General features: G+C 60.6%; 19 protein-coding genes, 3 tRNA genes and 1 riboswitch. Of the genes, 20 read left to right on the forward strand and 2 right to left on the reverse strand.

Annotation, left to right across the window (positions count from 1 at the left end):
- Positions 1-579 precede the first annotated feature (579 nt).
- The 13 genes from aotJ to astE all read left to right on the forward strand — a co-directional run bounded on the left by aotJ (position 580) and on the right by astE (position 14,174).
- Entirely contained in the window at positions 580-1,356 is a 777-nt protein-coding gene (gene aotJ, locus QRN48_RS10370; RefSeq protein ID WP_285350441.1) for an L-arginine-binding protein AotJ, read from the forward strand.
- Between the two features lie 90 nt (positions 1,357-1,446).
- Entirely contained in the window at positions 1,447-2,136 is a 690-nt protein-coding gene (locus QRN48_RS10375) for an ABC transporter permease (protein ID WP_037013746.1), read from the forward strand.
- Positions 2,133-2,831: an ABC transporter permease gene (locus QRN48_RS10380; RefSeq protein WP_191944801.1), complete on the forward strand. Its 699-nt coding sequence runs from the start codon at positions 2,133-2,135 to the stop codon at positions 2,829-2,831. Before QRN48_RS10375 ends, QRN48_RS10380 begins: the two co-directional genes overlap by 4 nt.
- A 1-nt stretch (position 2,832) precedes the next feature.
- On the forward strand, positions 2,833-3,945 hold the full coding sequence (locus tag QRN48_RS10385) for a succinylglutamate desuccinylase/aspartoacylase family protein (protein WP_285350446.1): 1,113 nt from the start codon (positions 2,833-2,835) through the stop codon (positions 3,943-3,945).
- 21 nt (positions 3,946-3,966) lie between these two features.
- Positions 3,967-4,731, forward strand: coding sequence for an ABC transporter ATP-binding protein (locus QRN48_RS10390; RefSeq protein ID WP_285350449.1), 765 nt, complete (start codon positions 3,967-3,969; stop codon positions 4,729-4,731).
- Between the two features lie 147 nt (positions 4,732-4,878).
- Positions 4,879-5,862, forward strand: a complete 984-nt coding sequence (argR, locus tag QRN48_RS10395) for a transcriptional regulator ArgR (protein WP_285350450.1) — start codon at positions 4,879-4,881, stop codon at positions 5,860-5,862.
- A 224-nt stretch (positions 5,863-6,086) separates the two neighbouring features.
- Positions 6,087-7,307 (forward strand): aspartate aminotransferase family protein, encoded by a 1,221-nt coding sequence (locus tag QRN48_RS10400; RefSeq protein ID WP_191944798.1) that lies wholly within the window; start codon positions 6,087-6,089, stop codon positions 7,305-7,307.
- A gap of 173 nt (positions 7,308-7,480) precedes the next feature.
- Positions 7,481-8,512, forward strand: a complete 1,032-nt coding sequence (aruF, locus tag QRN48_RS10405; protein WP_037013740.1) for an arginine/ornithine succinyltransferase subunit alpha — start codon at positions 7,481-7,483, stop codon at positions 8,510-8,512.
- Positions 8,513-8,623: 111 nt separating this feature from the next.
- Positions 8,624-9,649 (forward strand): arginine N-succinyltransferase, encoded by a 1,026-nt coding sequence (gene astA, locus QRN48_RS10410; protein ID WP_037013739.1) that lies wholly within the window; start codon positions 8,624-8,626, stop codon positions 9,647-9,649.
- Positions 9,646-11,115 (forward strand): succinylglutamate-semialdehyde dehydrogenase, encoded by a 1,470-nt coding sequence (gene astD / locus QRN48_RS10415; protein WP_285350455.1) that lies wholly within the window; start codon positions 9,646-9,648, stop codon positions 11,113-11,115. The genes astA and astD overlap by 4 nt, the downstream gene beginning before the upstream one ends.
- 313 nt (positions 11,116-11,428) lie before the next feature.
- Complete coding sequence (astB, locus tag QRN48_RS10420) at positions 11,429-12,775, forward strand: N-succinylarginine dihydrolase (RefSeq protein WP_285350456.1); 1,347 nt, start codon at positions 11,429-11,431, stop codon at positions 12,773-12,775.
- 78 nt (positions 12,776-12,853) lie between these two features.
- Complete coding sequence (locus QRN48_RS10425; protein WP_037017250.1) at positions 12,854-13,147, forward strand: hypothetical protein; 294 nt, start codon at positions 12,854-12,856, stop codon at positions 13,145-13,147.
- Positions 13,148-13,166: 19 nt separating this feature from the next.
- Positions 13,167-14,174: a succinylglutamate desuccinylase gene (gene astE, locus QRN48_RS10430; protein ID WP_191944795.1), complete on the forward strand. Its 1,008-nt coding sequence runs from the start codon at positions 13,167-13,169 to the stop codon at positions 14,172-14,174.
- A gap of 404 nt (positions 14,175-14,578) precedes the next feature.
- Here astE and QRN48_RS10435 read toward each other — a convergent pair whose 3' ends face one another.
- Positions 14,579-15,073 carry a 6,7-dimethyl-8-ribityllumazine synthase gene (locus QRN48_RS10435; protein ID WP_191944794.1) on the reverse strand — a complete coding sequence of 165 codons (495 nt, stop codon included), beginning with the start codon at positions 15,071-15,073 and terminating at the stop codon, positions 14,579-14,581.
- A 124-nt stretch (positions 15,074-15,197) separates the two neighbouring features.
- A riboswitch (FMN riboswitch) is annotated at positions 15,198-15,357 on the reverse strand.
- A gap of 185 nt (positions 15,358-15,542) precedes the next feature.
- Here QRN48_RS10435 and ltaE point away from each other — a divergent pair.
- The 7 genes from ltaE to QRN48_RS10470 all read left to right on the forward strand — a co-directional run bounded on the left by ltaE (position 15,543) and on the right by QRN48_RS10470 (position 21,554).
- A complete protein-coding gene (gene ltaE, locus QRN48_RS10440) occupies positions 15,543-16,547 on the forward strand; it encodes a low-specificity L-threonine aldolase (protein WP_285350609.1) in 1,005 nt (334 codons plus the stop codon).
- Between the two features lie 142 nt (positions 16,548-16,689).
- The gene (gene alaS / locus QRN48_RS10445) at positions 16,690-19,311 is read left to right on the forward strand and encodes an alanine--tRNA ligase (protein ID WP_285350460.1); all 2,622 of its coding nucleotides are present in this window, start codon (positions 16,690-16,692) and stop codon (positions 19,309-19,311) included.
- Positions 19,312-19,401: 90 nt separating this feature from the next.
- A complete protein-coding gene (locus QRN48_RS10450; protein WP_037013734.1) occupies positions 19,402-20,634 on the forward strand; it encodes an aspartate kinase in 1,233 nt (410 codons plus the stop codon).
- A gap of 178 nt (positions 20,635-20,812) precedes the next feature.
- Positions 20,813-21,001, forward strand: coding sequence for a carbon storage regulator CsrA (csrA, locus tag QRN48_RS10455; protein ID WP_037013733.1), 189 nt, complete (start codon positions 20,813-20,815; stop codon positions 20,999-21,001).
- Positions 21,002-21,063: 62 nt separating this feature from the next.
- Positions 21,064-21,154 (forward strand) — tRNA-Ser (locus tag QRN48_RS10460).
- Positions 21,155-21,261: 107 nt separating this feature from the next.
- Positions 21,262-21,338 (forward strand) — tRNA-Arg (locus QRN48_RS10465).
- Between the two features lie 139 nt (positions 21,339-21,477).
- Positions 21,478-21,554 (forward strand) — tRNA-Arg (locus tag QRN48_RS10470).
- A 40-nt stretch (positions 21,555-21,594) separates the two neighbouring features.
- Here QRN48_RS10470 and QRN48_RS10475 read toward each other — a convergent pair.
- Positions 21,595-22,074 (reverse strand): DUF4124 domain-containing protein, encoded by a 480-nt coding sequence (locus QRN48_RS10475; protein WP_285350463.1) that lies wholly within the window; start codon positions 22,072-22,074, stop codon positions 21,595-21,597.
- Positions 22,075-22,078: the final 4 nt, after the last annotated feature.

Here is a 22,078-nt window from a genome sequence, read left to right on the forward strand (position 1 = left end):
AAGTAACTCGCCGAAGGCGAAACAGTCGAGCCGTTAGGCCGACGCTCTTGATCCTAAAGCTGTTCAAACGCAACTCGCCGAAGGCGAAACAGGCGAGCCGTTAGGCCGACGCTCTTGAGCCAAGGCCCTAAGCCGCCCCCCAAGAACCGGGAATTATCGATTTGTTACCGAACACCCAACCCGGTAACTTCGCGCACCGGAGTGGGGCATTTCGACTCGACCGCAACGCATTTTATCGGCCTGCAGAAACCTGCTCCCACGCTGCGCTTGCCGGATCACAAGGCTTTGCCAATAATGGGCGCGTTATTTGCTTCGTTGATAGGTTTGCCCGGTCGGGCAGTTTCACAAAGCTTTTTGGATGTCAATCGTGTGGTTGTAGTTTTCATGCGCTTCTGTAACTAGTTGTCGCATTGAAGAAATATCGACTTTCCGCCTGCCGCTAAAATGCCGATCACTCGCCGAAGGCCTGTCGGGACTGATACCTGACGGCACATCGCGTCGCAATTTCTGATTCCTCCTGCTCATTGAGCGTTTTCGCTCACTGCCATTTGTCGCGTTATACCGATGGAGTTCCAAGAAATGAAAAAGCTCATGCTGCTGGGTGCGCTGGCACTGTCCGTACTGGCACAGCCAGCGTTCGCCGATGAAAAGCCCCTCAAAATCGGTATCGAAGCGGCATACCCTCCATTTGCTTCGAAGGCGCCGGATGGCAACATCGTCGGTTTCGACTACGACATCGGCAACGCCCTGTGCGAAGAGATGAAAGTCAAATGCGTATGGGTCGAGCAAGAATTCGACGGCCTGATCCCTGCTCTGAAAGTGCGCAAGATCGACGCCATTCTGTCCTCGATGTCCATCACCGAAGACCGCAAGAAGTCCGTCGACTTCACCAACAAGTACTACAACACCCCGGCCCGTCTGGTCATGAAGCAAGGCACTGCCATCAGTGATGGCATGACCGAGCTCAAGGGCAAGAACATCGGCGTGCAGCGCGGTTCGATCCACGAGCGTTTCGCCAAGGAAGTCCTTGCTCCGCTGGGTGCTGAAATCAAGCCCTACAGCTCGCAGAATGAAATCTACCTGGACATCGGCGCCGGTCGCCTCGATGGCACCCTGGCGGATGCAACCTTGCTGCAGGACGGCTTCCTCAACACCGATTCCGGTAAAGGTTTTGCCTTCGTCGGTCCGGCCTTCACCGACGTCAACTACTTCGGTGACGGCGTCGGCATTGCCGTGCGCAAGGGCGACAAGGCTGATCTGGACAAGCTCAACGCAGCCATCGCGGCCATTCGTGCCAATGGCAAATACAAGACCATTCAAGACAAGTACTTCGACTTCGACATCTACGGCAAGTAACGTGGTTTGAAGCCGTCAATGGCGCAAGCAGCAGGTCCCGTACCGACTGATTGCGCCATTTTTCTATCCCGCGCTTGAGGGCCAAACAACATGTTGAAAGGTTACGGAGCCGTCATTCTCGACGGCGCATGGCTGACCTTGCAGCTCGCTCTGTGCTCCATGGCGCTGGCGATCGTGCTCGGCCTGATCGGCGTGGCATTGCGGCTGTCGCCGGTGCGCTGGCTGGCGTGGCTGGGCGACCTGTATTCCACCGTGATCCGCGGCATTCCCGATCTGGTGCTGATTCTGCTGATTTTCTACGGCGGTCAGGACCTGCTCAACCGCATCGCGCCACTGCTCGGCCATGACGACTACATTGACCTGAACCCACTGGTGGCCGGTATCGGCACGCTGGGTTTCATTTTTGGTGCGTACCTTTCTGAGACCTTTCGCGGCGCATTCATGGCGATTCCCAAGGGACAGGCCGAAGCCGGCATGGCCTATGGCATGAGCGGCGGGCGGGTGTTTTTCCGTATCCTGGTACCGCAGATGATTCGTCTGGCGATTCCCGGCTTCACCAATAACTGGCTGGTACTGACCAAGGCCACGGCGCTGATTTCCGTGGTTGGTTTGCAGGACATGATGTTCAAGGCCAAGCAGGCGGCAGATGCCACCCGCGAACCCTTTACGTTCTTTCTCGCAGTCGCGGCCATGTACCTGGTAATCACCAGTGTCTCGCTGCTGGTACTGCGCTACATCGAAAAGCGCTACTCGGCTGGCGTAAGGGTGGCGGACCTATGATCTTCGATTACAACGTGGTCTGGGAAAACCTGCCGCTGTATTTCGGCGGCCTGCTGGTTACCCTCAAACTTCTCGCCCTGTCGTTGTTTTTCGGCTTGCTTGCAGCGTTGCCGCTGGGCCTGATGCGCGTGTCGAAAGTCGCTTGGGTCAACCTGCTGGCCTGGAGCTACACCTACGTCATCCGCGGCACGCCGATGCTCGTGCAGTTGTTCCTCATCTATTACGGGCTGGCGCAATTCGAGGCGGTGCGTGAAAGCGTGCTGTGGCCGTGGCTGTCGAGCGCGACGTTCTGCGCCTGCCTGGCCTTCGCGATCAACACCAGCGCTTACACCGCCGAAATCATTGCCGGCAGCCTCAAATCCACGCCTCCGGGCGAGATCGAAGCGGCGCGCGCCATGGGCATGTCGAAAGCCAAGATGTACCGCCGGATCCTGCTGCCATCGGCCTTGCGTCGCGCATTGCCGCAGTACAGCAACGAAGTGATCATGATGCTGCAGACCACCAGCCTGGCGTCCATCGTCACGCTGATCGACATCACCGGCGCGGCGCGCACCGTCAACGCGCAGTTCTACTTGCCGTTCGAGGCCTACATCACGGCAGGCGTGTTCTACCTGTGCCTGACGTTCATTCTGGTGAAACTGTTCAAGCTGGCCGAGCGCCGCTGGCTCAGTTACCTCGCACCGAGGAAGCACTGATATGCAACGCATCGATCACGACCTGCCATGGGGCAACCTTGGCACCCAGCGTACGTTGAGCGTGTTCCGCTTCGGTCAGGGCGAGCGCAAGGCCTACATTCAGGCCAGCCTGCACGCCGATGAACTGCCCGGCATGCGCACCGCCTGGGAGCTGAAGAAGCGCCTTGTTCAGCTCGAAGAGCAGGGCTTGCTCAACGGCGTCATCGAGCTGGTGCCGGTCGCCAACCCGATTGGCCTGGGCCAGCTGTTGCAAGGCAATCACCAGGGACGTTTTGAATACGGCAGCGGCAAGAACTTCAATCGCGATTTCACCGAGTTGAGCGCGCCGGTGGCTCAAGCACTGGCGGGCAAGCTGGGCGATGATCCCCACGCCAACACTCGACTGATTCGTCAGGCCATGGCCGATGTACTCGCCCAGTTGCCACCTGCCGGCAGTGAGCTGGCCGGCATGCAGCGGGTGTTGCTGAGTCACGCCTGTAGCGCTGATGTCGTGCTGGACCTGCATTGCGACACCGATGCGTCGCTGCACATGTACGCCTTGCCGCAGCACTGGCCGCAGTGGCGTTCGCTGTCCGCGCATCTGGGGGTGACCGTCGCGCTGCTGGCCGAAGATTCCGGCGGCAGCTCGTTCGACGAAGCCTGTTCGCTGCCGTGGTTGCGGTTGTCCAAGCAATTCCCCGACGCGCAGATCCCTCTGGCGTGTCTGGCGACCACGCTGGAGCTGGGCGGCCAGGCCAACACCGGCAAGGCCGAGGCCGAGGCTTACGCTGAAGGTATTCTGGCGTTTCTGGCCGAGCAGGGGCTGATCAGCGGCGAGTGGCCGCAGCCTGGCCATGAGGCCTGCGAAGGCATGCCGTTCGAAGGCACCGAAATGATTTACGCGCCCCATCCCGGCGTGCTGACCTTCCTGCGCCCGGCCGGGGCCTGGGTGGAACCCGGCGAGCCGCTGTTTGAAGTCATCGACCCGTTGACCGATCGCGCCACGACCGTCTGTGCCGGCACGGCCGGGGTGTTGTTTGCCATCGAAAAACTGCGTTACGCCCAGCCGGGTTTCTGGATGGCCAAAGTGGCCGGCCGCACGCCCCTGCGCAGCGGTCGCCTGCTCAGCGACTGATTACTTGTGAGAACCGACATCATGAACAAACTGGAAGTCCAGGACCTGCACAAGTGCTACGGCAGTCACGAAGTGCTCAAAGGCGTTTCGCTGACCGCCAAGGCCGGCGATGTCATCAGCATCATCGGCTCCAGCGGCTCGGGCAAAAGCACGTTTTTGCGTTGCATCAATCTGCTGGAACAACCCAAGTCAGGCCGTATCCTGCTCAACAACGAAGAGCTCAAGCTTGTTTCCAACAAGAACGGCGGTCTGAAAGCTGCCGACCCGAAACAGTTGCAGCGCATGCGCTCGCGCCTGTCGATGGTGTTTCAGCATTTCAACCTGTGGTCGCACATGACTGCGCTGGAAAACATCATCGAAGCGCCTGTCCATGTACTGGGTGTACCGAAGAAAGAGGCGCTGGAAAAGGCCGAACATTATCTGAACAAGGTCGGTGTTTCGCACCGCAAGGACGCCTATCCAGGGCATATGTCCGGCGGCGAGCAGCAGCGCGTGGCAATTGCCCGCGCGCTGGCGGTTGAGCCGGAAGTCATGCTGTTCGACGAACCGACGTCCGCCCTGGACCCGGAGCTGGTCGGCGATGTGCTGAAGGTCATGCAGGCGCTGGCTCAGGAAGGCCGGACCATGGTGGTGGTCACCCACGAAATGGGCTTCGCCCGTGAAGTGTCGAACCAGCTGATTTTCCTGCACAAGGGCCTGGTCGAAGAGAGCGGTAACCCACGTGAAGTGCTGGTCAATCCGAAATCCGAGCGTTTGCAGCAGTTCCTGTCGGGTAGTTTGAAGTAACCAGCCCGCCCTGCGAGAGCGGTGCGTTTTGCTTCAGAACGGTTCATGCTGCGCGTCATTCAGGCCGCAGCCATTGACTGAACGTTACAGATTCCCATCGCACCTGACGTGCGACTCCTTTTAGCGACACGTTTCGGATTGCACGCCATGACTGCCCATCGAATCGGATTTCTCATCTGGCCCGGCACCAAAGCCTTGACCCTGGCGCTGGCGGAGGAAGCCCTGCGTGTTGCTCAGCGCGTTCACCCCGAAGTGGTTTACGAACTGTCGTTCCTGCAGGCCGAGCCCCCCGTTGACTGCACAGGTTGGCAGTTGCCGGGCGAGCCGTGGATCGGTCGTCTGGAAGGGTTTCAGAAGCTGTTTCTACTGGCTGACGAGCCCCCTGCGCCCATGTCGTCTGCGCTGGGCGGTTCGCTCAAACAGCTGGTCCGCGCCGGCTGTGTCATCGGCGGGCTGTCGGCGGGCGTCTATCCACTGGCCCAATTGGGCCTGCTGGATGGCTACCGGGCCGCAGTGCATTGGCGCTGGCAGGACGACTTCGCTGAACGCTTTCCCAAAGTCATTGCCACCAGTCATTTGTTCGACTGGGATCGCGACCGCTTGACGGCGTGCGGCGGGATGTCGGTTCTGGACTTGTTGCTGGCGGTGCTGGCGCGGGACCATGGCGCCGAACTGGCCGGCGCCGTGTCCGAGGAACTGGTGGTCGAGCGCATCCGCGAAGGCGGCGAGCGCCAGCGCATTCCGTTGCAGAACCGTCTGGGTTCCAGCCACCCGAAGCTGACCCAGGCCGTGCTGTTGATGGAAGCCAACATCGAAGAGCCGCTGACCACTGATGAAATCGCTCAGCACGTGTGCGTGTCCCGACGCCAGCTGGAGCGCATCTTCAAGCAGTACCTCAACCGCGTGCCCAGCCAGTATTACCTGGAGCTGCGCCTGAACAAGGCGCGGCAGATGCTGATGCAGACCAGCAAATCGATCATCCAGATCGGCTTGTCATGTGGGTTCTCTTCGGGGCCGCATTTCTCCAGCGCCTACCGCAATTTCTTCGGTGCAACCCCACGCGAGGACCGCAATCAGCGCCGCAGCAGCAGCCCGTTCGAATTGTCATCGGTGCCCGCCGAGCGCGGTTGAGACGTGCGTCGGTCCTGTTGCATCGCAGCACTGCTACAGCCACGCGCCAACGTTTAAACTGCGCCATTGCGACGCAATTTGTCGCATTGCCGAAAACTCCGGAAAAACCCGGTTTGGCGCTATAAGAAGTTGTCGCTTGGCGGCAAGGCCCGGCCCGAATCAGTCCTTACAATCCTTCCATCGCTCGCCAGTTCCAGGCAGGCGTTCCTCTTCAGGAGACTCCGATGTCCGTTGAGCAAGTACCGGTGCAACGTGCCGATTTCGACCAGGTAATGGTTCCCAACTATGCCCCGGCAGCGTTCATTCCTGTCCGTGGGCAGGGCTCTCGTGTCTGGGACCAGTCGGGCCGTGAATTGATCGATTTCTCCGGCGGCATCGCAGTCAACGTGCTGGGCCACGCACACCCGGCGCTGGTCGGCGCGCTGACCGAGCAGGCCAACAAGCTGTGGCATGTCTCCAACGTATTCACCAATGAGCCGGCACTGCGCTTCGCCAAAAAACTGGTCGATGCCACGTTCGCCGACCGCGTGTTCTTCTGTAACTCCGGCGCTGAAGCCAACGAAGCTGCCTTCAAGCTGGCGCGTCGCGTGGCCCATGACCTGTACGGCCCGGACAAGTATGAAATCGTCGCTGCCCTGAACAGCTTCCATGGCCGCACGCTGTTCACCGTGAGCGTCGGCGGTCAGCCGAAGTACTCCGATGGCTTCGGTCCAAAAATCACCGGTATCACTCACGTCCCGTTCAATGACCTCGATGCGCTGAAAGCCGCCGTCTCGGACAAGACCTGCGCCGTGGTGCTGGAGCCAATCCAGGGCGAGGGCGGCGTATTGCCTGCCGAGCTGGAATACCTGCAAGGTGCGCGCAAGCTGTGTGACGAGCACAACGCGCTGCTGGTGTTCGACGAAGTGCAAAGCGGCATGGGCCGCAGCGGCCATCTGTTCGCCTACATGCATTACGGCGTGACACCGGACATCCTCTCCAGCGCCAAGAGCATCGGCGGCGGCTTCCCGATGGCGGCCATGCTGACCACTGAAAAACTGGCCAAGCATCTGGCCGTTGGCGTTCATGGCACCACTTACGGCGGTAACCCGCTGGCGTGCGCGGTGGGCGAGGCGGTCATCGACGTGGTCAACACCCCTGAAGTGCTGGCGGGTGTGAAAGCCAAACATGAGCTGTTCAAGGCCCGTCTGGAGAAGATCGGCCAGCAATACGGCGTATTCACCCAAGTGCGTGGCATGGGTCTGTTGATTGGTTGCGTGCTGACGGACGCCTGGAAAGGCAAGGCCAAGGACTTTTTCAACGCTGCCGAGCAGGCGGGTGTGATGGTGTTGCAAGCCGGTCCCGACGTGGTGCGCTTCGCGCCAAGTCTGGTGGTTGAAGACGCCGATATTGAAGAAGGCCTGAATCGCTTTGAACGCGCGGTTGCCCAGCTCACTGGCGCGTGAAATCGCTTTAAATCGGTAGGGGCCGGCTCGCTGGCGGACGCGTTGCGTCGGCGACGTCATGGTCGATTGTCCCGACGCCTCGCCAGCAGGCCGGCTCCTACAGATCGTAGACACGCAGCATTTTTTATCTTTCGCCGTTTAACCGGCCCGATTTTTTTCCAAGGAGTGACACCATGCTGGTGATGCGCCCCGCGCAAATGGCCGATCTGAGCGAGGTCCAACGACTCGCTGCAGACAGCCCGATTGGTGTCACGTCCCTGCCGGATGACGCTGGACGTCTGAGTGACAAGATTGCGGCGTCCGAGGCTTCCTTCGCTGCAGAAGTGAGCTTCAACGGCGAGGAGACTTACTTCTTCGTGCTCGAAGACACCGAATCCGGGCGTCTTGTAGGCTGCTCCGGGATCGTTGCGTCGGCGGGCTATTCCGAGCCGTTTTACAGCTTTCGCAACGAAACCTTCGTGCATGCCTCCCGCGAGCTGAAGATCCACAACAAGATCCACGTGCTTTCTCAGTGCCATGACCTTACGGGCAACAGCCTGCTGACCAGCTTCTACGTGCTGCCTGAACTGGTGGGCACACTGTGGTCGGAACTCAACTCGCGCGCACGTCTGTTGTTCGTCGCCAGCCACCCGGAGCGCTTCGCTGACTCGGTCGTCACCGAGATCGTCGGCTACAGCGACGACAACGGCGACTCGCCGTTCTGGGACGCCATCGGCCGCAACTTCTTCGACATCAACTACGCCGAAGCCGAGCGGCTGTGCGGGCTGAAAAGCCGGACGTTCCTCGCCGAACTGATGCCCCATTATCCGATCTACGTGCCCCTGCTGCCTGACGCCGCTCAGGAGGCCATGGGTCAGGTCCATCCGCGCGCGCAGATCACTTTCGACATCCTCATGCGCGAGGGCTTCGAAACCGATCACTACATCGACATCTTTGACGGCGGCCCGACGTTGCACGCCCGTGTCTCCGGCATTCGCTCGATTGCCAACAGCCGCGTCGTGCCGGTCAAGGTCGACACCGTGAGCACTGGCGACGCCGTCAAGGGTGGCCGGCCTTATCTGGTGTCGAACGGGCAGTTGCAAGACTACCGTGCAGTGATGCTGGAGCTCGACTGGGTGCCGGGCAAGCCCGTCGCCCTGAGCCTTGCAGCTGCTGAAGCGCTGGGAGTCGGTGAAGGCGCCAGCGTGCGCATTGTTGCGGTCTGACGACCGGGCCAGATGAGTCGACGGTGACGGGCGCTGCAATGGCGGGCCCACGCCGTAAAGCAGGTTAGCGAGTTCGCCGGTGGTGGCATCATCCCGGCTTGAGGAGAAAGCATGATCGTTCGTCCCGTACGCAACAGTGACCTTCCGGCGTTGATCGAGCTGGCGCGCAGCACCGGCGCTGGCCTGACCACGCTGCCGGCCAATGAAGAGCGTCTGGCGCACCGGGTCGGTTGGGCCGAAAAAACCTTCCGCGGCGAAGCCGGGCGGGGCGACGCCGATTACCTGTTCGTACTCGAAGATGACGACGAAAAAGTGGTCGGTATTTCGGCGGTCGCCGGCGCGGTGGGGCTACGTGAGCCCTGGTACAACTACCGGGTCGGCCTGACGGTCAGCGCTTCTCAAGAGCTGAATATCTACCGCGAGATCCCGACGCTGTTTCTGGCCAACGACCTCACCGGCAACTCCGAGTTGTGCTCGCTGTTTCTTCACGCTGACTACCGCAATGGTCTCAACGGTCGCCTGCTGTCCAAGGCGCGGATGTTGTTCATCGCGGAATTCCCTGACCTGTTCGGCAAAAAAATCATCGCTGAAATGCGCGGCATCTCTGACGAGCAGGGCCATTCGCCATTCTGGGAAAGCCTGGGCCGGCACTTTTTCAAAATGGAGTTCAGTCAGGCCGATTACCTCACCGGGGTCGGCAACCGTGCCTTCATCGCCGAACTGATGCCCAAGTTTCCTCTGTACAGCTGCTTCCTCTCGGAGGCGGCGCGCGAGGTCATCGGCCGCGTACACGTCAGCACCGAACCGGCCCTGACCATGCTCAAGGCCGAGGGCTTCAGCTATCAGGGCTACGTCGATATCTTCGACGCCGGGCCAGCCATTGAGTGCGAGACCAGCAAGATCCGCGCAGTGCGCGACAGCCAGGCACTGGTGCTGGCTGTCGGCACACCGGGCGACGACGCGACGCCCTTCCTTATCCATAACCGCAAGCGCGAAGACTGCCGCGTCACGGCAGCTCCCGCGCGTTTTGCCGCCGGCACCCTGGTGGTCGATCCGCAAACCGCCAGGCGCCTGCGCCTCAGCGCCGGTGATCAGGTGCGAGCGGTGCCACTGTCGCCCGCTCGGGAGAGTATTTGATGAACACTTTATATATCGCCGGCGCCTGGCAGGACGGGCAGGGCGATGCATTTGAATCCCTGGATCCGGTGACCCAGCAGGTGATCTGGTCCGGTAGCGCTGCGACTGCCGCGCAGGTCGACGCAGCGGTCAAATCTGCCCGTCAGGCGTTCCCGGCCTGGGCAACACGTTCGCTGGATGAGCGCATTGCCGTGCTTGAAGCGTTCGCTGCTGCACTGAAGAGCCGTGCCGACGAAATCGCCCGATGCATTGGTGAGGAAACCGGCAAGCCGCTGTGGGAGTCGGCGACAGAAGTGACGAGCATGGCCAACAAGGTGGCGATTTCCATCCAGAGCTATCGCGAGCGGACCGGCGAGAAGAGCGGCCCCCTGGGTGATGCCACCGCTGTCCTGCGGCATAAGCCCCACGGCGTGGTGGCGGTCTTCGGGCCGTACAATTTCCCGGGGCATCTGCCGAATGGCCACATCGTGCCAGCCCTGCTGGCGGGCAACGCCGTGGTGTTCAAGCCCAGTGAGCTGACCCCCAAGGTTGCCGAACTCACCGTGCAGTGCTGGATCGAAGCCGGGCTGCCTGCGGGCGTGCTCAACCTGCTGCAGGGCGCACGCGATACCGGCGTTGCCCTGGCGGGTCATTCGGGCATCGACGGTCTGTTTTTCACGGGTTCCAGTCGCACCGGCAATGCCCTGCACCAACAGTTCGCCGGTCGACCGGACAAGATCCTCGCGCTGGAGATGGGAGGCAACAACCCGCTGGTGGTCGATCAAGTCGCCGATGTCGATGCGGCGGTGTACACCGTGATCCAGTCCGCGTTCATCTCCGCCGGGCAGCGTTGCACGTGCGCCCGTCGCCTGCTGGTGCCCGAGGGTGACTGGGGCGACGCGTTTCTGGCGAGGCTGGTGGAGGTCACATCGACCATTCAGGTCGGCGCGTTCGATCAACAGCCTGCGCCTTTCATGGGCTCGGTGATTTCCCTCGGCGCCGCGCGTGCGCTGCTGGATGCTCAGGAGCTGATGCTGGCCAACGGCGCGATAGCATTGCTCGAAATGACCCAGCCCGACGCGCATTCGGCGCTGCTCACGCCGGGCATTATCGACGTCAGTGACGTGGCCGATCGTGCCGATGAAGAACTGTTCGGCCCACTCCTGCAGGTCATTCGCTACGCTGACTTCGACGCTGCCATCGAAGAGGCCAATGCCACTCAGTACGGCTTGGCGGCGGGCCTGTTGTCAGACTCGCAGGCGCGTTACCAGCAGTTCTGGCTGCAGAGCCGGGCCGGCATCGTCAACTGGAACAAGCAGTTGACCGGCGCGGCGAGTACCGCACCCTTTGGTGGCGTAGGCGCTTCGGGTAATCATCGCGCCAGCGCTTATTACGCGGCTGACTACTGCGCGTACCCGGTGGCATCGCTTGAGACTGAGAGCCTGTCACTGCCTGCCAGCCTGACGCCTGGCATCACCCTGAAGTGAGTCTGCATCCTGCGCAGCCGCCCAGCGGGTGTAGCAGCGAACACGGACTTTAGGAACCGGCTTGCTGGCGTGGTAGCGAACGCGGACTGTAGGAGCCGGCTTGCCGGCGTGGTAGCGAACGCGGACTGTAGGAGCCGGCTTGCTGGCGAAAGCGTTGGGTCATTCGACATGAATGTGTCAGGTCAAACCCTGCGCCAGCAAGCCGGCTCCTACAGGTGACCGGCGTTTACAGGTGAAGTGTTATGGCGGTGATTGCAGCTGGCCACGCGACTTTTGATGTTTATAAAAAATTCAGATCCACGGAGCCTCACCGATGAAATCCTGCGAAGTCAACTTTGACGGTCTAGTGGGCCCGACCCACAACTACGGTGGGCTGTCCTTCGGCAATGTCGCGTCCCAGAACAACTGCCAGCAAGCCTCCAATCCGCGCGAGGCTGCGCTGCAGGGCCTGGCCAAAATGAAAGCCCTGATGGAGATGGGATTTGCCCAGGGCGTGCTGGCGCCGCAGGAGCGGCCCGACGTGGCGGGTCTGCGCCGACTTGGCTTCAGCGGCAGCGACGCGCAAGTCATCCAACGCGCTGCAAAAGAATCCATGCCGCTACTCGCCGCCAGTTGCTCTGCATCCAGCATGTGGGTGGCCAACGCCGCCACGGTCAGCCCGAGCGCCGATACCGCCGATGGCCGCGTGCATTTCACTGCCGCCAACCTCAACTGCAAATACCACCGCAGCATCGAACACCCGACCACCAGCCGCGTATTGGGCGCAATGTTCGCCGATCAGCAGCATTTCGCGCACCACGCAGCGTTGCCTGCCGTTGCCCAGTTTGGCGACGAGGGCGCGGCCAACCACACACGTTTCTGCCGCAATTACGGCGAGGCCGGCATCGAGTTTTTTGTATTCGGCCGAGCGGCGTTCGACAGCCGCTTCCCCGCACCGCAGAAGTACCCGGCGCGACAGACCCTCGAAGCTTCCCAGGCGGTGGCTCGCCTGCATGGCCTAAACGCAGAGGGCGTGGTTTTCGCCCAGCAGAATCCGGCGGTGATCGATCAAGGCGTGTTCCATAACGACGTGATCTCGGTCGGCAACGGCGAAGTGCTCTTCTATCACGAGGACGCGTTTCTCAACACCGAGCCGATGCTGGCCGAGCTGAATGACAAGCTCGGTCGCCGGGGCGGGCGCTTCCAGGCCATTTGCGTGCCGCGCAGTGAAGTCGGCGTGGAAGACGCGGTGCGCTCGTACCTGTTCAACAGCCAGTTGTTGTCCCGCGCCGACGGCTCGATGCTGCTGATCGTGCCGGAAGAGTGCCGCAGCAACGAACGCGTGTGGAACTACCTGCAACGCCTGTTGGCCGATGACAGCCCGATCCGCGAGGTCAAGGTTTTCGATCTCAAGCAAAGCATGCAGAACGGCGGTGGCCCTGCCTGCCTGCGTCTGCGGGTGGCGCTGAACGAGACCGAACTGGCCGCGGTCAATCCGGGCGTTATCATGACCCCACCGTTGTACGAGACGCTGAGGCAGTGGGTCTACAAGCATTATCGTGATCGCATGAGCGACAGTGATCTGGCCGACCCGCAACTGCTGACGGAGTGCCGTAACGCTCTGGATGAGCTGACTCAGCACCTGAAGCTGGGCGCGGTCTATCCTTTCCAGATCGATTGATCCACCCCATCCGTGAGCCATGTGCCCGAGCGGCGCATGGCGACGATGTTTTTGCTTTTGAAGAGAGAGAGTTTTGCCATGACCGACGCGCTGCGTTTGATCCTTGAAGACACCGACGGTACTCAGCTGGAAACGTCCTGCACTCGTTTTGCCGTTATCTGGCAGGGCAAGGAAGTCTGGATTCAGCAGGACGGCCGCGGCCAACTGCTGATTGGCGTTGATGTGGAAGAAGGCGACGCCGAGTACGCCAACCTGCTGCTGCGCCCACTGGCCACCAACCTGGTCAGCCTGCAGCTGGAAATGGAACCGGCTGACATGAGCGGCGACGATGAAGACGGCCATGTGCACGGCCCCGATTGCAACCACGACTAAGCCCGCACAGGACCGTCCCATGCTCGCCCTCGGCAAATTGCTTGAACTGACACTCGCGGGTCGCGAACCTGCGGAAAAGACTCAGCTGACCGTCGACGGCGTGCGTCTGCGCTGGCTGGCTGAAGGGGCGCTTGAAGTCAGGCCCCCCGAGGCGCGCGACAACGGCACTGACCTGCTGCTGTCCGCCGGCATCCATGGCAATGAAACTGCGCCGATCGAGTTGCTCGATGCGCTGATTCACGCCATTGCCCGGGGTGAACTCAAGCCGCGGGCGCGTATTCTGTTTCTTTTCGGCAACCCTGAAGCGATGCGCCGTGGAGAGCGTTACGTCGAGCAAGACGTTAATCGCCTGTTCAACGGCCGTCACGAGCACAGCGGGGGCAGCGAAGCGCTGCGTGCCTGCGAGCTCGAACGCCTGGCGGCGAGCTTCTTCAGCATCGCGGGCCGTTACCGTTTGCACTACGACCTGCACACTGCGATTCGCGGCTCGAAAATCGAGCAGTTCGCCCTGTACCCGTGGAAGGAGGGCCGCGCGCATTCCCGACGCGAGCTCGCGCGGCTGCGAGCAGCGGGCATGGAAGCGGTGTTGTTGCAGAACAAGTCATCCATCGTCTTCAGTGCGTACACCTACGACAAGCTGGATGCCGAAGCCTTCACGCTGGAGCTGGGCAAGGCGCGCCCCTTCGGGCACAACCAGCAGGTCAATCTGCAAAAACTGCAGGCCTGCCTGGAGCGGTTGATTACCGGCAATGAAATCGATGACGGTGTTGGGCTGGACGGATTGCAGTTGTTCAGCGTCGCCCGTGAAATCATCAAGCACAGCGATGCCTTCCATCTGCATTTGCCGGTGGACATCGAGAACTTCACTGAGCTCGAAAAAGGCTACGTGCTCGCCGAAGATCTCGCCGACTCACGCTGGGTGATAGAAGAAGAGGGCGCCCGGATAATCTTCCCCAACCCGAAAGTCAAAAACGGCCTGCGGGCCGGGATATTGATCGTGCCGGCGACAGACGAGACGCTGGTTTAGTGCAGCCGGCTTGCTGGCGAAACTAGGCATTCCGGCCACCGCTGACGACCGCCGACCTCTGTAGGAGCCGGCTTGCTGGCGAACCTGTCGTGCCAGCCGACATATCGCTGGCTGTCCGCTCCATTCGCCAGCAAGCCGGCTCCTACAGGTTTACACCGTGTGCACGGCAAAGCTGGGGCAGGGACCCTACGCAGTCCGACTACCGCCGGCCACCGCTAACCACCGGTGACGACCGACGGCCACCGCTGACGACCGACGACCATCGCTGACGACCGCCGACCTCTGTAGGAGCCGGCTTGCTGGCGAACCTGTCGTGCCAGCCGAGATATCGCTGGCTGTCCGCCCTATTCGCCAGCAAGCCGGCCCCTACAGGTTTACACCGTGTGCACGGTAAAGCTGCGGAATCAACCCGCCGCCTTCTGCACCTCACCGACCCGACGCACCGCGCGCAATTTGGTCAGCGTGTCGGCGCAGGTTTTTGCTGCTTCCTGACCCTTGTGTACGAAATGATCGAAGAAGAACTTCTGATGCTCTTCACCGGCATGGAAGTGATGCGGCGTCAGCACAACTGAGAACACCGGCACCTCAGTTTCCAGCTGGACCTGCATCAGCGCGCTGATCACCGACTGCGCGACGAACTCGTGGCGATAGATCCCGCCGTCGACGACCAGGCCTGCGGCCACAACGCCGCCGTAACGGCCTGACTTGGCCAGCAACTTCGCATGGAGGGGGATTTCAAAGGCGCCGCCGACTTCAAAAAAATCGATATCGGTTTCGGCATAGCCGTGCTGAGCCATTTCGGCGACGAAGCCCTTGCGCGCCTGATCGACGATTTCCTTGTGCCAGCCGGCTTGAATGAAAGCGACGCGCTCGTGAGCGTGAATGGCGGTAGGTTGCATGTGTTCTGACTCCTGTTTAATGAAAAAAACAGGGCGTTTGGATCGAATGGGATGCCAGGGTACGCTCGAACGTGTGCCCGACGCCATGCGCCCGGCCCGTCTCGATACGATCCTGTTGTGCCAGTCCCGTTCTCTCTTCATCCGGACTATGACCGTCGGCCCCGGAATCACACCGGGTCTGCTGTCCTTGCATCGACGCTGAAGTCGCTGCAAGCGCTCGCGGGCTAGACGCATTGCGCGCCATTACCGCCGGTGGGGAATCGCACCCCGCCCTGAGAACGTTGCCGACGGCAATCTCCGTCGGCGTGCAGTTTGTAACATAGATTTCCGTGATTCGCTTGGAGCCTTTTTGATGGGTTTCATCAGCTTTTCTTCTAAGGCGGCTTGGCATTGCGCCCCCAAGCCTTGATTATCGTTGCCCCGGGCCTTAGAACAGAGGCTTGACCCTTTTTGCATGGGAGCTTTCATCGTGGCGGTTATCGATCTGCGCAGTGACACCGTGACCCAACCCTCGGCCGGCATGCGTGACGCCATGGCAAGCGCGCCTCTGGGCGACGACGTGTATCGCGAGGATCCAACGGTGAATCGGCTGGAGTCCTGGCTCGCGGAGCATCTCGGTTTCGCCGCCGCGCTGTTCGTGCCCACCGGGACCATGAGCAACCTGCTTGGTCTGATGGCCCATTGCGAGCGCGGCGACGAGTACATCGTTGGCCAGCAGGCCCATACCTACAAATACGAGGGTGGCGGCGCGGCCGTGCTGGGCTCGATTCAGCCTCAGCCGCTCGACAACCAGGCGGACGGGTCCCTTGATCTGGAGCAGGTCGCCGCCGCCATCAAGGCGGACGACTTTCATTTCGCCCGCACCCGATTGCTGGCCCTTGAAAACACCATGCACGGCAAGGTCCTGCCGCTTGAATACCTCGCGTCGGCACGGGCATTCACCCGCGAGAAAGGCTTGAGCCTGCACCTCGATGGCGCTCGTCTGTACAACGCCTCGGTCAAACTGGGCGTCGACGCGCGTGAGATCACCAGCCATTTTGATTCCGTTTCCGTGTGCCTCTCAAAGGGGCTCGGCGCGCCGGTCGGTTCAGTGCTGTGCGGGTCAGACGCGTTCATCGGCAAGGCCCGACGCTTGCGCAAGATGGTCGGCGGTGGCATGCGGCAGGCGGGCTTGCTGGCCGCGGCGGGTCTTTACGCACTTGAGCATCAAGTCCAGCGTCTGGCCGAGGACCATGCCAATGCGGCAGCCCTCGGTCAGGCCCTTGCGGAGCTTGGCTTCGACGTCGAACCGGTGCAGACCAATATGGTTTATGTGCAACTTGGCGATCGCGCTCAATCCCTCAAGGCACTGTGTGCGGAGCGGGGGATTGTCCTGAGCGCCGCGCCGCGCCTGCGCATGGTCACTCATATGGATGTGACGAGTGCGCATCTGGATCAAGTGGTCTCGGCGTTTGCCGAATTCGGCGTTCGCTGATGGTGCCATCAGCCCGATTGCCGGTTTCTATCGAATAACACGCTGTACCGAGCGTACAACGCCTATATAATGCGGCCCTTTGCCGTCGCTGCGTCGAATGACGCTATGCATGTGCCAGGCCGAAGTTTCCGTGGAAGAACCTATGAAAAGCGCAGAAATCCGTGAAGCCTTCCTTCGCTTCTTCGAAGAGCAAGGCCACACCCGAGTCGCCTCCAGCTCCTTGATTCCGGGTAACGACCCGACCCTGCTGTTCACCAACGCAGGCATGAACCAGTTCAAGGATTGCTTCCTCGGCCAGGAAAAGCGGGCCTACACCCGCGCCGTCAGCAGCCAGAAGTGCGTCCGGGCCGGAGGCAAGCACAACGACCTGGAAAACGTCGGCTATACCGCGCGTCACCACACCTTCTTCGAGATGCTGGGTAACTTCAGTTTCGGTGATTATTTCAAGCGCGACGCCATTACTTACGCCTGGACCTTCCTCACCGGCGTGCTGAACCTGCCCAAGGAAAAACTCTGGGTCACGGTATACGCGTCGGATGACGAAGCGTACGACATCTGGACCAGGGAAATCGGCGTGCCGGCCGAGCGCATGGTGCGCATCGGTGACAACAAGGGCGCGCCATACGCCTCCGACAATTTCTGGACCATGGGCGACACTGGCCCGTGCGGCCCTTGCACCGAGATTTTCTACGACCACGGCGCTGACATCTGGGGTGGCCCGCCAGGTTCGCCGGAAGAGGACGGTGACCGTTACATCGAGATATGGAACAACGTCTTCATGCAGTTCAACCGCACGGCCGATGGCGTTCTGCACCCGTTGCCAGCGCCATCGGTTGATACCGGCATGGGCCTTGAGCGCGTGAGCGCCGTGCTGCAACACGTCAATTCCAACTACGAAATCGACCTGTTCCAGAGCCTGCTGGCCGCTGCTGCCAACGCCATCGGTTGCAGCAACGACAATCAGGCGTCCCTGAAAGTCGTCGCCGACCACATCCGTTCGTGCGGCTTCCTGATTGCCGACGGTGTGTTGCCGTCCAACGAAGGCCGTGGTTACGTGCTGCGCCGCATCATTCGCCGCGCCTGCCGTCACGGCAACAAGCTGGGCGCCAAGGGCAGCTTCTTCTACCAGATCGTCGCGGCACTGGTCGCCGAAATGGGCGAAGCGTTCCCTGAGCTCAAGAACCAGCAGGCGCACATCGAGCGCGTATTGAAGGCCGAAGAAGAGCAGTTCGCCAAGACCCTGGAGCAGGGCTTGAAGATTCTGGAGCAGGACCTCGCCGAGCTCAAAGGCACCATCGTCCCCGGCGACGTGGTGTTCAAGCTGTACGACACCTACGGTTTCCCGATGGACCTGACCGGCGATATCGCCCGCGAGCGCAACCTGACCCTCGACGAGGCCGGTTTCGAACGTGAAATGGACGCCCAGCGTGAGCGCGCGCGTTCTGCCAGTTCCTTCGGCATGGACTACAACAGCCTGGTGAAGGTTGATGTGGCCACGCAGTTCACCGGCTACAAGGCCACCGCAGGTGAGGCCAAGGTCGTCGCGCTCTACAAAGACGGCATCGCGGTCGAGCAGCTAAGTGAAGGCGAGGACGGCGTCGTCATCCTCGACCAGACCCCGTTCTACGCAGAATCGGGCGGCCAGATCGGCGACAGCGGTTACCTGACTGCCGGTGGCGACGTACGCTTCGACGTGAGCGACACCACCAAGACCGGCGGCGCGTTCCTGCACCACGGTGTTCAAGTGTCGGGCAGCCTGAAAGTCGGCACCACCGTCAGCACCGAAGTCGCGGCCGAAGTTCGTCAGGCCACTTCGCTGAACCACTCCGCCACGCACTTGCTGCACGCCGCGCTGCGCCAGGTGCTGGGCGACCACGTCCAGCAGAAAGGCTCGCTGGTCGACAGTCAGCGCCTGCGTTTCGACTTCAGCCACTTCGAGGCCATCAAGCCCGATCAGATCAAGGCGCTTGAAGACATCGTCAATGCCGAAGTGCGCAAGAACACCGCCGTCGAGACCGAAGAAACCGACATCGAGACCGCCAAGAAGAAGGGCGCCATGGCGCTGTTCGGCGAGAAGTACGGCGACAGCGTTCGCGTGCTGAGCATGGGCGGCGGTTTCTCGGTCGAGCTGTGCGGCGGCATCCACGCCAACCGCACCGGCGACATCGCGCTGTTTAAAATCGTCAGCGAAAGCGGCGTGGCCGCAGGCGTGCGCCGTATCGAAGCAGTCACTGGCGCCGTGGCGCTGGAATACCTCAACGCGGCTGAAGAGCAACTGAAGGAAGCCGCGAACCTGGTCAAAGGCAACCGCGACAACGTTCTGGACAAGCTGTCGGCAGTCCTGGAGCGAAATCGTCTGCTGGAAAAACAACTCGAACAGCTACAGGCCAAAGCGGCCAGCGCTGCGGGCGACGACCTGTCGGGTTCGGCTGTCGATGTCAAAGGCGTGAAGGTGCTTGCTGCCCGTCTCGACGGTCAGGATGGCAAGGCGCTGCTGGCGCTGGTTGATCAATTGAAAAACAAGCTCGGCCGCGCAGTGATCCTGCTCGGCGGGGTGCATGAAGACAAGGTCGTGCTGGTGGCAGGCGTCACCAAAGACCTGACTGGCCAACTCAAAGCCGGTGATTTGATGAAGCAGGCAGCTGCCGCTGTTGGCGGTAAAGGCGGCGGTCGCCCTGACATGGCGCAAGGCGGCGGTGTTGATGCTGCCGGACTCGAAGCAGCGCTGGCACTGGCTGTTCCGTTCGCCGAACAAGGTATTTAAGTCGACCCACCCGGGGTCCGTCGTTCGGGCTCCGGCGCTTCGCGGTTTGAATGATAACGGGCGCCCTTCATGGGCTGAGGCGGCTTTGAGATGGCTCTAATCGTACAAAAGTTTGGCGGCACCTCGGTAGGCTCGGTAGAGCGTATCGAACAGGTGGCCGACAAGGTCAAGAAATTCCGTGATGCGGGCGATGATCTGGTGGTCGTGCTGTCGGCCATGAGCGGCGAAACCAATCGCCTGATCGAACTGGCCCGGCAGATCAGTGATCAGCCGGTGCCGCGCGAGCTGGACGTAATTGTTTCCACCGGCGAGCAGGTCACCATTGCGCTGCTGGCCATGGCGCTGATCAAGCGTGGTGTTCCGGCAGTGTCGTACACCGGGAATCAGGTTCGCATCCTGACCGACAGCGCTCACAACAAGGCGCGCATCCTGCAGATCGACGACCAGAAAATTCGCACCGACCTGAAGGCCGGCCGGGTTGTGGTGGTCGCCGGATTCCAGGGCGTTGACGAAGACGGCAACATCACGACTCTCGGCCGTGGCGGCTCTGACACCACGGGTGTCGCGCTTGCAGCCGCGCTGAAAGCCGACGAATGCCAGATATACACCGACGTCGACGGCGTCTACACGACGGACCCGCGTGTGGTGTCTCAGGCCCAGCGTCTGGACAAGATCACATTCGAAGAAATGCTGGAAATGGCGAGCCTGGGCTCCAAGGTCCTGCAAATCCGCGCGGTGGAATTCGCCGGCAAGTACAACGTCCCGCTGCGCGTACTGCACAGCTTCAAGGAGGGTCCAGGTACCCTCATTACCATTGATGAAGAGGAATCCATGGAACAGCCGATCATTTCGGGCATCGCCTTCAATCGCGACGAAGCCAAGCTGACCATCCGTGGCGTGCCAGATACCCCGGGCGTTGCGTTCAAGATTCTGGGCCCGATCAGCGGTGCGAACATTGAAGTCGACATGATCGTGCAGAACGTTTCGCACGATAACACCACCGATTTCACCTTCACCGTGCATCGCAATGATTACCAGGCTGCACTTCAGGTATTGCAGAACACCGCGAATGAAATTGGTGCGCGTGAAGTGATTGGCGATACCAAGATCGCCAAGGTCTCCATCGTGGGTGTCGGCATGCGTTCCCATGCCGGTGTGGCCAGTCGCATGTTCGAAGCGCTGGCCAAGGAAAGCATCAACATCCAGATGATTTCTACTTCCGAGATCAAGGTGTCGGTGGTGATCGAAGAGAAGTACCTGGAACTGGCGGTGCGCGCACTGCATACGGCGTTCGAGCTCGACGCCCCGCGTCAGGGCGAGTAAGCCCCGGCGAAAGGCGCGGTCATGACCGCGTCCTCGCCTGGTCGAAGTGCGAGAGAAGCTGTTCTTTTTCCGGCGCTGGTCGATACACAGGTATGGACCTGCGTCGCTTGCGGCTCGGGCCTGTGCCGTTTGTTGTGCAGACTGTAGTCCCTCGAATGCAAGCCGTAAGGAGATAGGTATGCTGATTCTGACGCGCCGTTGCGCGGAAAGTCTGATCATTGGTGACGGCGAAATCACCGTGACCGTGCTCGGTGTCAAAGGTAATCAAGTACGCCTCGGGGTTAACGCGCCCAAGGAAGTGGCTGTTCACCGTGAAGAGATTTACCTGCGTATAAAGAAGGAGAAGGACGAAGAACCAAGCCATTAATTTTTATTGAATTTTTGGTTTGCAAACGGGGAAAAGGGTGGTTATTATACGCCCCGTGTTGCGGAGAGCTGGCCGAGTGGCCGAAGGCGCTCCCCTGCTAAGGGAGTACACCTCAAAAGGGTGTCGGGGGTTCGAATCCCCCGTTCTCCGCCATTATTTGCTTAGTACGTTGTAATCTTGCTTGATCGGTAAGTTGTTGAATTTACTAGAAAAAGTGCTTGACCAAGAGATTTGACGGCCTATAATGCGCGGCAACAAATGCACTCGTAGCTCAGCTGGATAGAGTACTCGGCTACGAACCGAGCGGTCACAGGTTCGAATCCTGTCGAGTGCACCATTTAAGCGTTGCTTGTAGTGATACAAGTGACTGTCTTAAGTTAGAAAGAGCCTGGCTTCAACAGGTCTTCGGAAGCACCACTCACTTCCGGAAGTAAAACGCAGTAGCCAGAGGTGAACTGGTTTATCAAGCGCCATCTGCACTCGTAGCTCAGCTGGATAGAGTACTCGGCTACGAACCGAGCGGTCACAGGTTCGAATCCTGTCGAGTGCACCATAAAGGAAAAGCCCGCATGCAAATGCGGGCTTTTTGCTGTCTAGCGTTTACCTTTTACGCAGCCGTGCTCGTCGAAGATGACTTGCCTGCTGTGTCCTTTCTTCTCGCTGTAGACATACCTCACCTCAGCGTTGCGGCTGACAATTTTGTCTGGCTTGCCCAGCAAGCTCTCCACGTCTCGTTTGGTCATGCCCGTCGGTGTCTTGGAATTGATGATCGCCTTGCGGCGTTGTTGTGCGTTCAAGACATTGCCGCATCCATCATCACGCTGCCCCACGACGACCGCCTCCCTGGTTCTGAGCGGATGCAGTGCGTCTGCTTTCGTCGTCGGAGGGGTGAAGGTCATGCCTGATGCCGGGTTGATATTCACGGCTGTTGTGTCCTGTCCCGCACCGCAACTCAACGTTGTGAAGGTCACATTCCCGCCTTGATCGTGGCACCGATTGACTGTTGTGGCTGCGGCGGCAAGCGGCAGCAAAAGCAGCAGGCCGGTTAAAGAAAGCATGGGGTGTATTGGCATTGCA

Source organism: Pseudomonas sp. ME-P-057, from assembly GCF_030208975.1.
GTDB lineage: Bacteria > Pseudomonadota > Gammaproteobacteria > Pseudomonadales > Pseudomonadaceae > Aquipseudomonas > Aquipseudomonas lutea.

What these genes read in the sequence shown, in the direction of transcription:
- aotJ (WP_285350441.1), top strand. Translation starts at nt 580, where the DNA reads ATGAAAAAGCTCATGCTGCTGGGTGCGCTGGCACTGTCCGTACTGGCA.
- QRN48_RS10375 (WP_037013746.1), top strand. Translation starts at nt 1,447, where the DNA reads ATGTTGAAAGGTTACGGAGCCGTCATTCTCGACGGCGCATGGCTGACC.
- QRN48_RS10380 (WP_191944801.1), top strand. Translation starts at nt 2,133, where the DNA reads ATGATCTTCGATTACAACGTGGTCTGGGAAAACCTGCCGCTGTATTTC.
- QRN48_RS10385 (WP_285350446.1), top strand. Translation starts at nt 2,833, where the DNA reads ATGCAACGCATCGATCACGACCTGCCATGGGGCAACCTTGGCACCCAG.
- QRN48_RS10390 (WP_285350449.1), top strand. Translation starts at nt 3,967, where the DNA reads ATGAACAAACTGGAAGTCCAGGACCTGCACAAGTGCTACGGCAGTCAC.
- argR (WP_285350450.1), top strand. Translation starts at nt 4,879, where the DNA reads ATGACTGCCCATCGAATCGGATTTCTCATCTGGCCCGGCACCAAAGCC.
- QRN48_RS10400 (WP_191944798.1), top strand. Translation starts at nt 6,087, where the DNA reads ATGTCCGTTGAGCAAGTACCGGTGCAACGTGCCGATTTCGACCAGGTA.
- aruF (WP_037013740.1), top strand. Translation starts at nt 7,481, where the DNA reads ATGCTGGTGATGCGCCCCGCGCAAATGGCCGATCTGAGCGAGGTCCAA.
- astA (WP_037013739.1), top strand. Translation starts at nt 8,624, where the DNA reads ATGATCGTTCGTCCCGTACGCAACAGTGACCTTCCGGCGTTGATCGAG.
- astB (WP_285350456.1), top strand. Translation starts at nt 11,429, where the DNA reads ATGAAATCCTGCGAAGTCAACTTTGACGGTCTAGTGGGCCCGACCCAC.
- QRN48_RS10425 (WP_037017250.1), top strand. Translation starts at nt 12,854, where the DNA reads ATGACCGACGCGCTGCGTTTGATCCTTGAAGACACCGACGGTACTCAG.
- astE (WP_191944795.1), top strand. Translation starts at nt 13,167, where the DNA reads ATGCTCGCCCTCGGCAAATTGCTTGAACTGACACTCGCGGGTCGCGAA.
- QRN48_RS10435 (WP_191944794.1), bottom strand. Translation starts at nt 15,073, where the DNA reads ATGCAACCTACCGCCATTCACGCTCACGAGCGCGTCGCTTTCATTCAA.
- alaS (WP_285350460.1), top strand. Translation starts at nt 16,690, where the DNA reads ATGAAAAGCGCAGAAATCCGTGAAGCCTTCCTTCGCTTCTTCGAAGAG.
- QRN48_RS10450 (WP_037013734.1), top strand. Translation starts at nt 19,402, where the DNA reads ATGGCTCTAATCGTACAAAAGTTTGGCGGCACCTCGGTAGGCTCGGTA.
- csrA (WP_037013733.1), top strand. Translation starts at nt 20,813, where the DNA reads ATGCTGATTCTGACGCGCCGTTGCGCGGAAAGTCTGATCATTGGTGAC.
- QRN48_RS10475 (WP_285350463.1), bottom strand. Translation starts at nt 22,074, where the DNA reads ATGCCAATACACCCCATGCTTTCTTTAACCGGCCTGCTGCTTTTGCTG.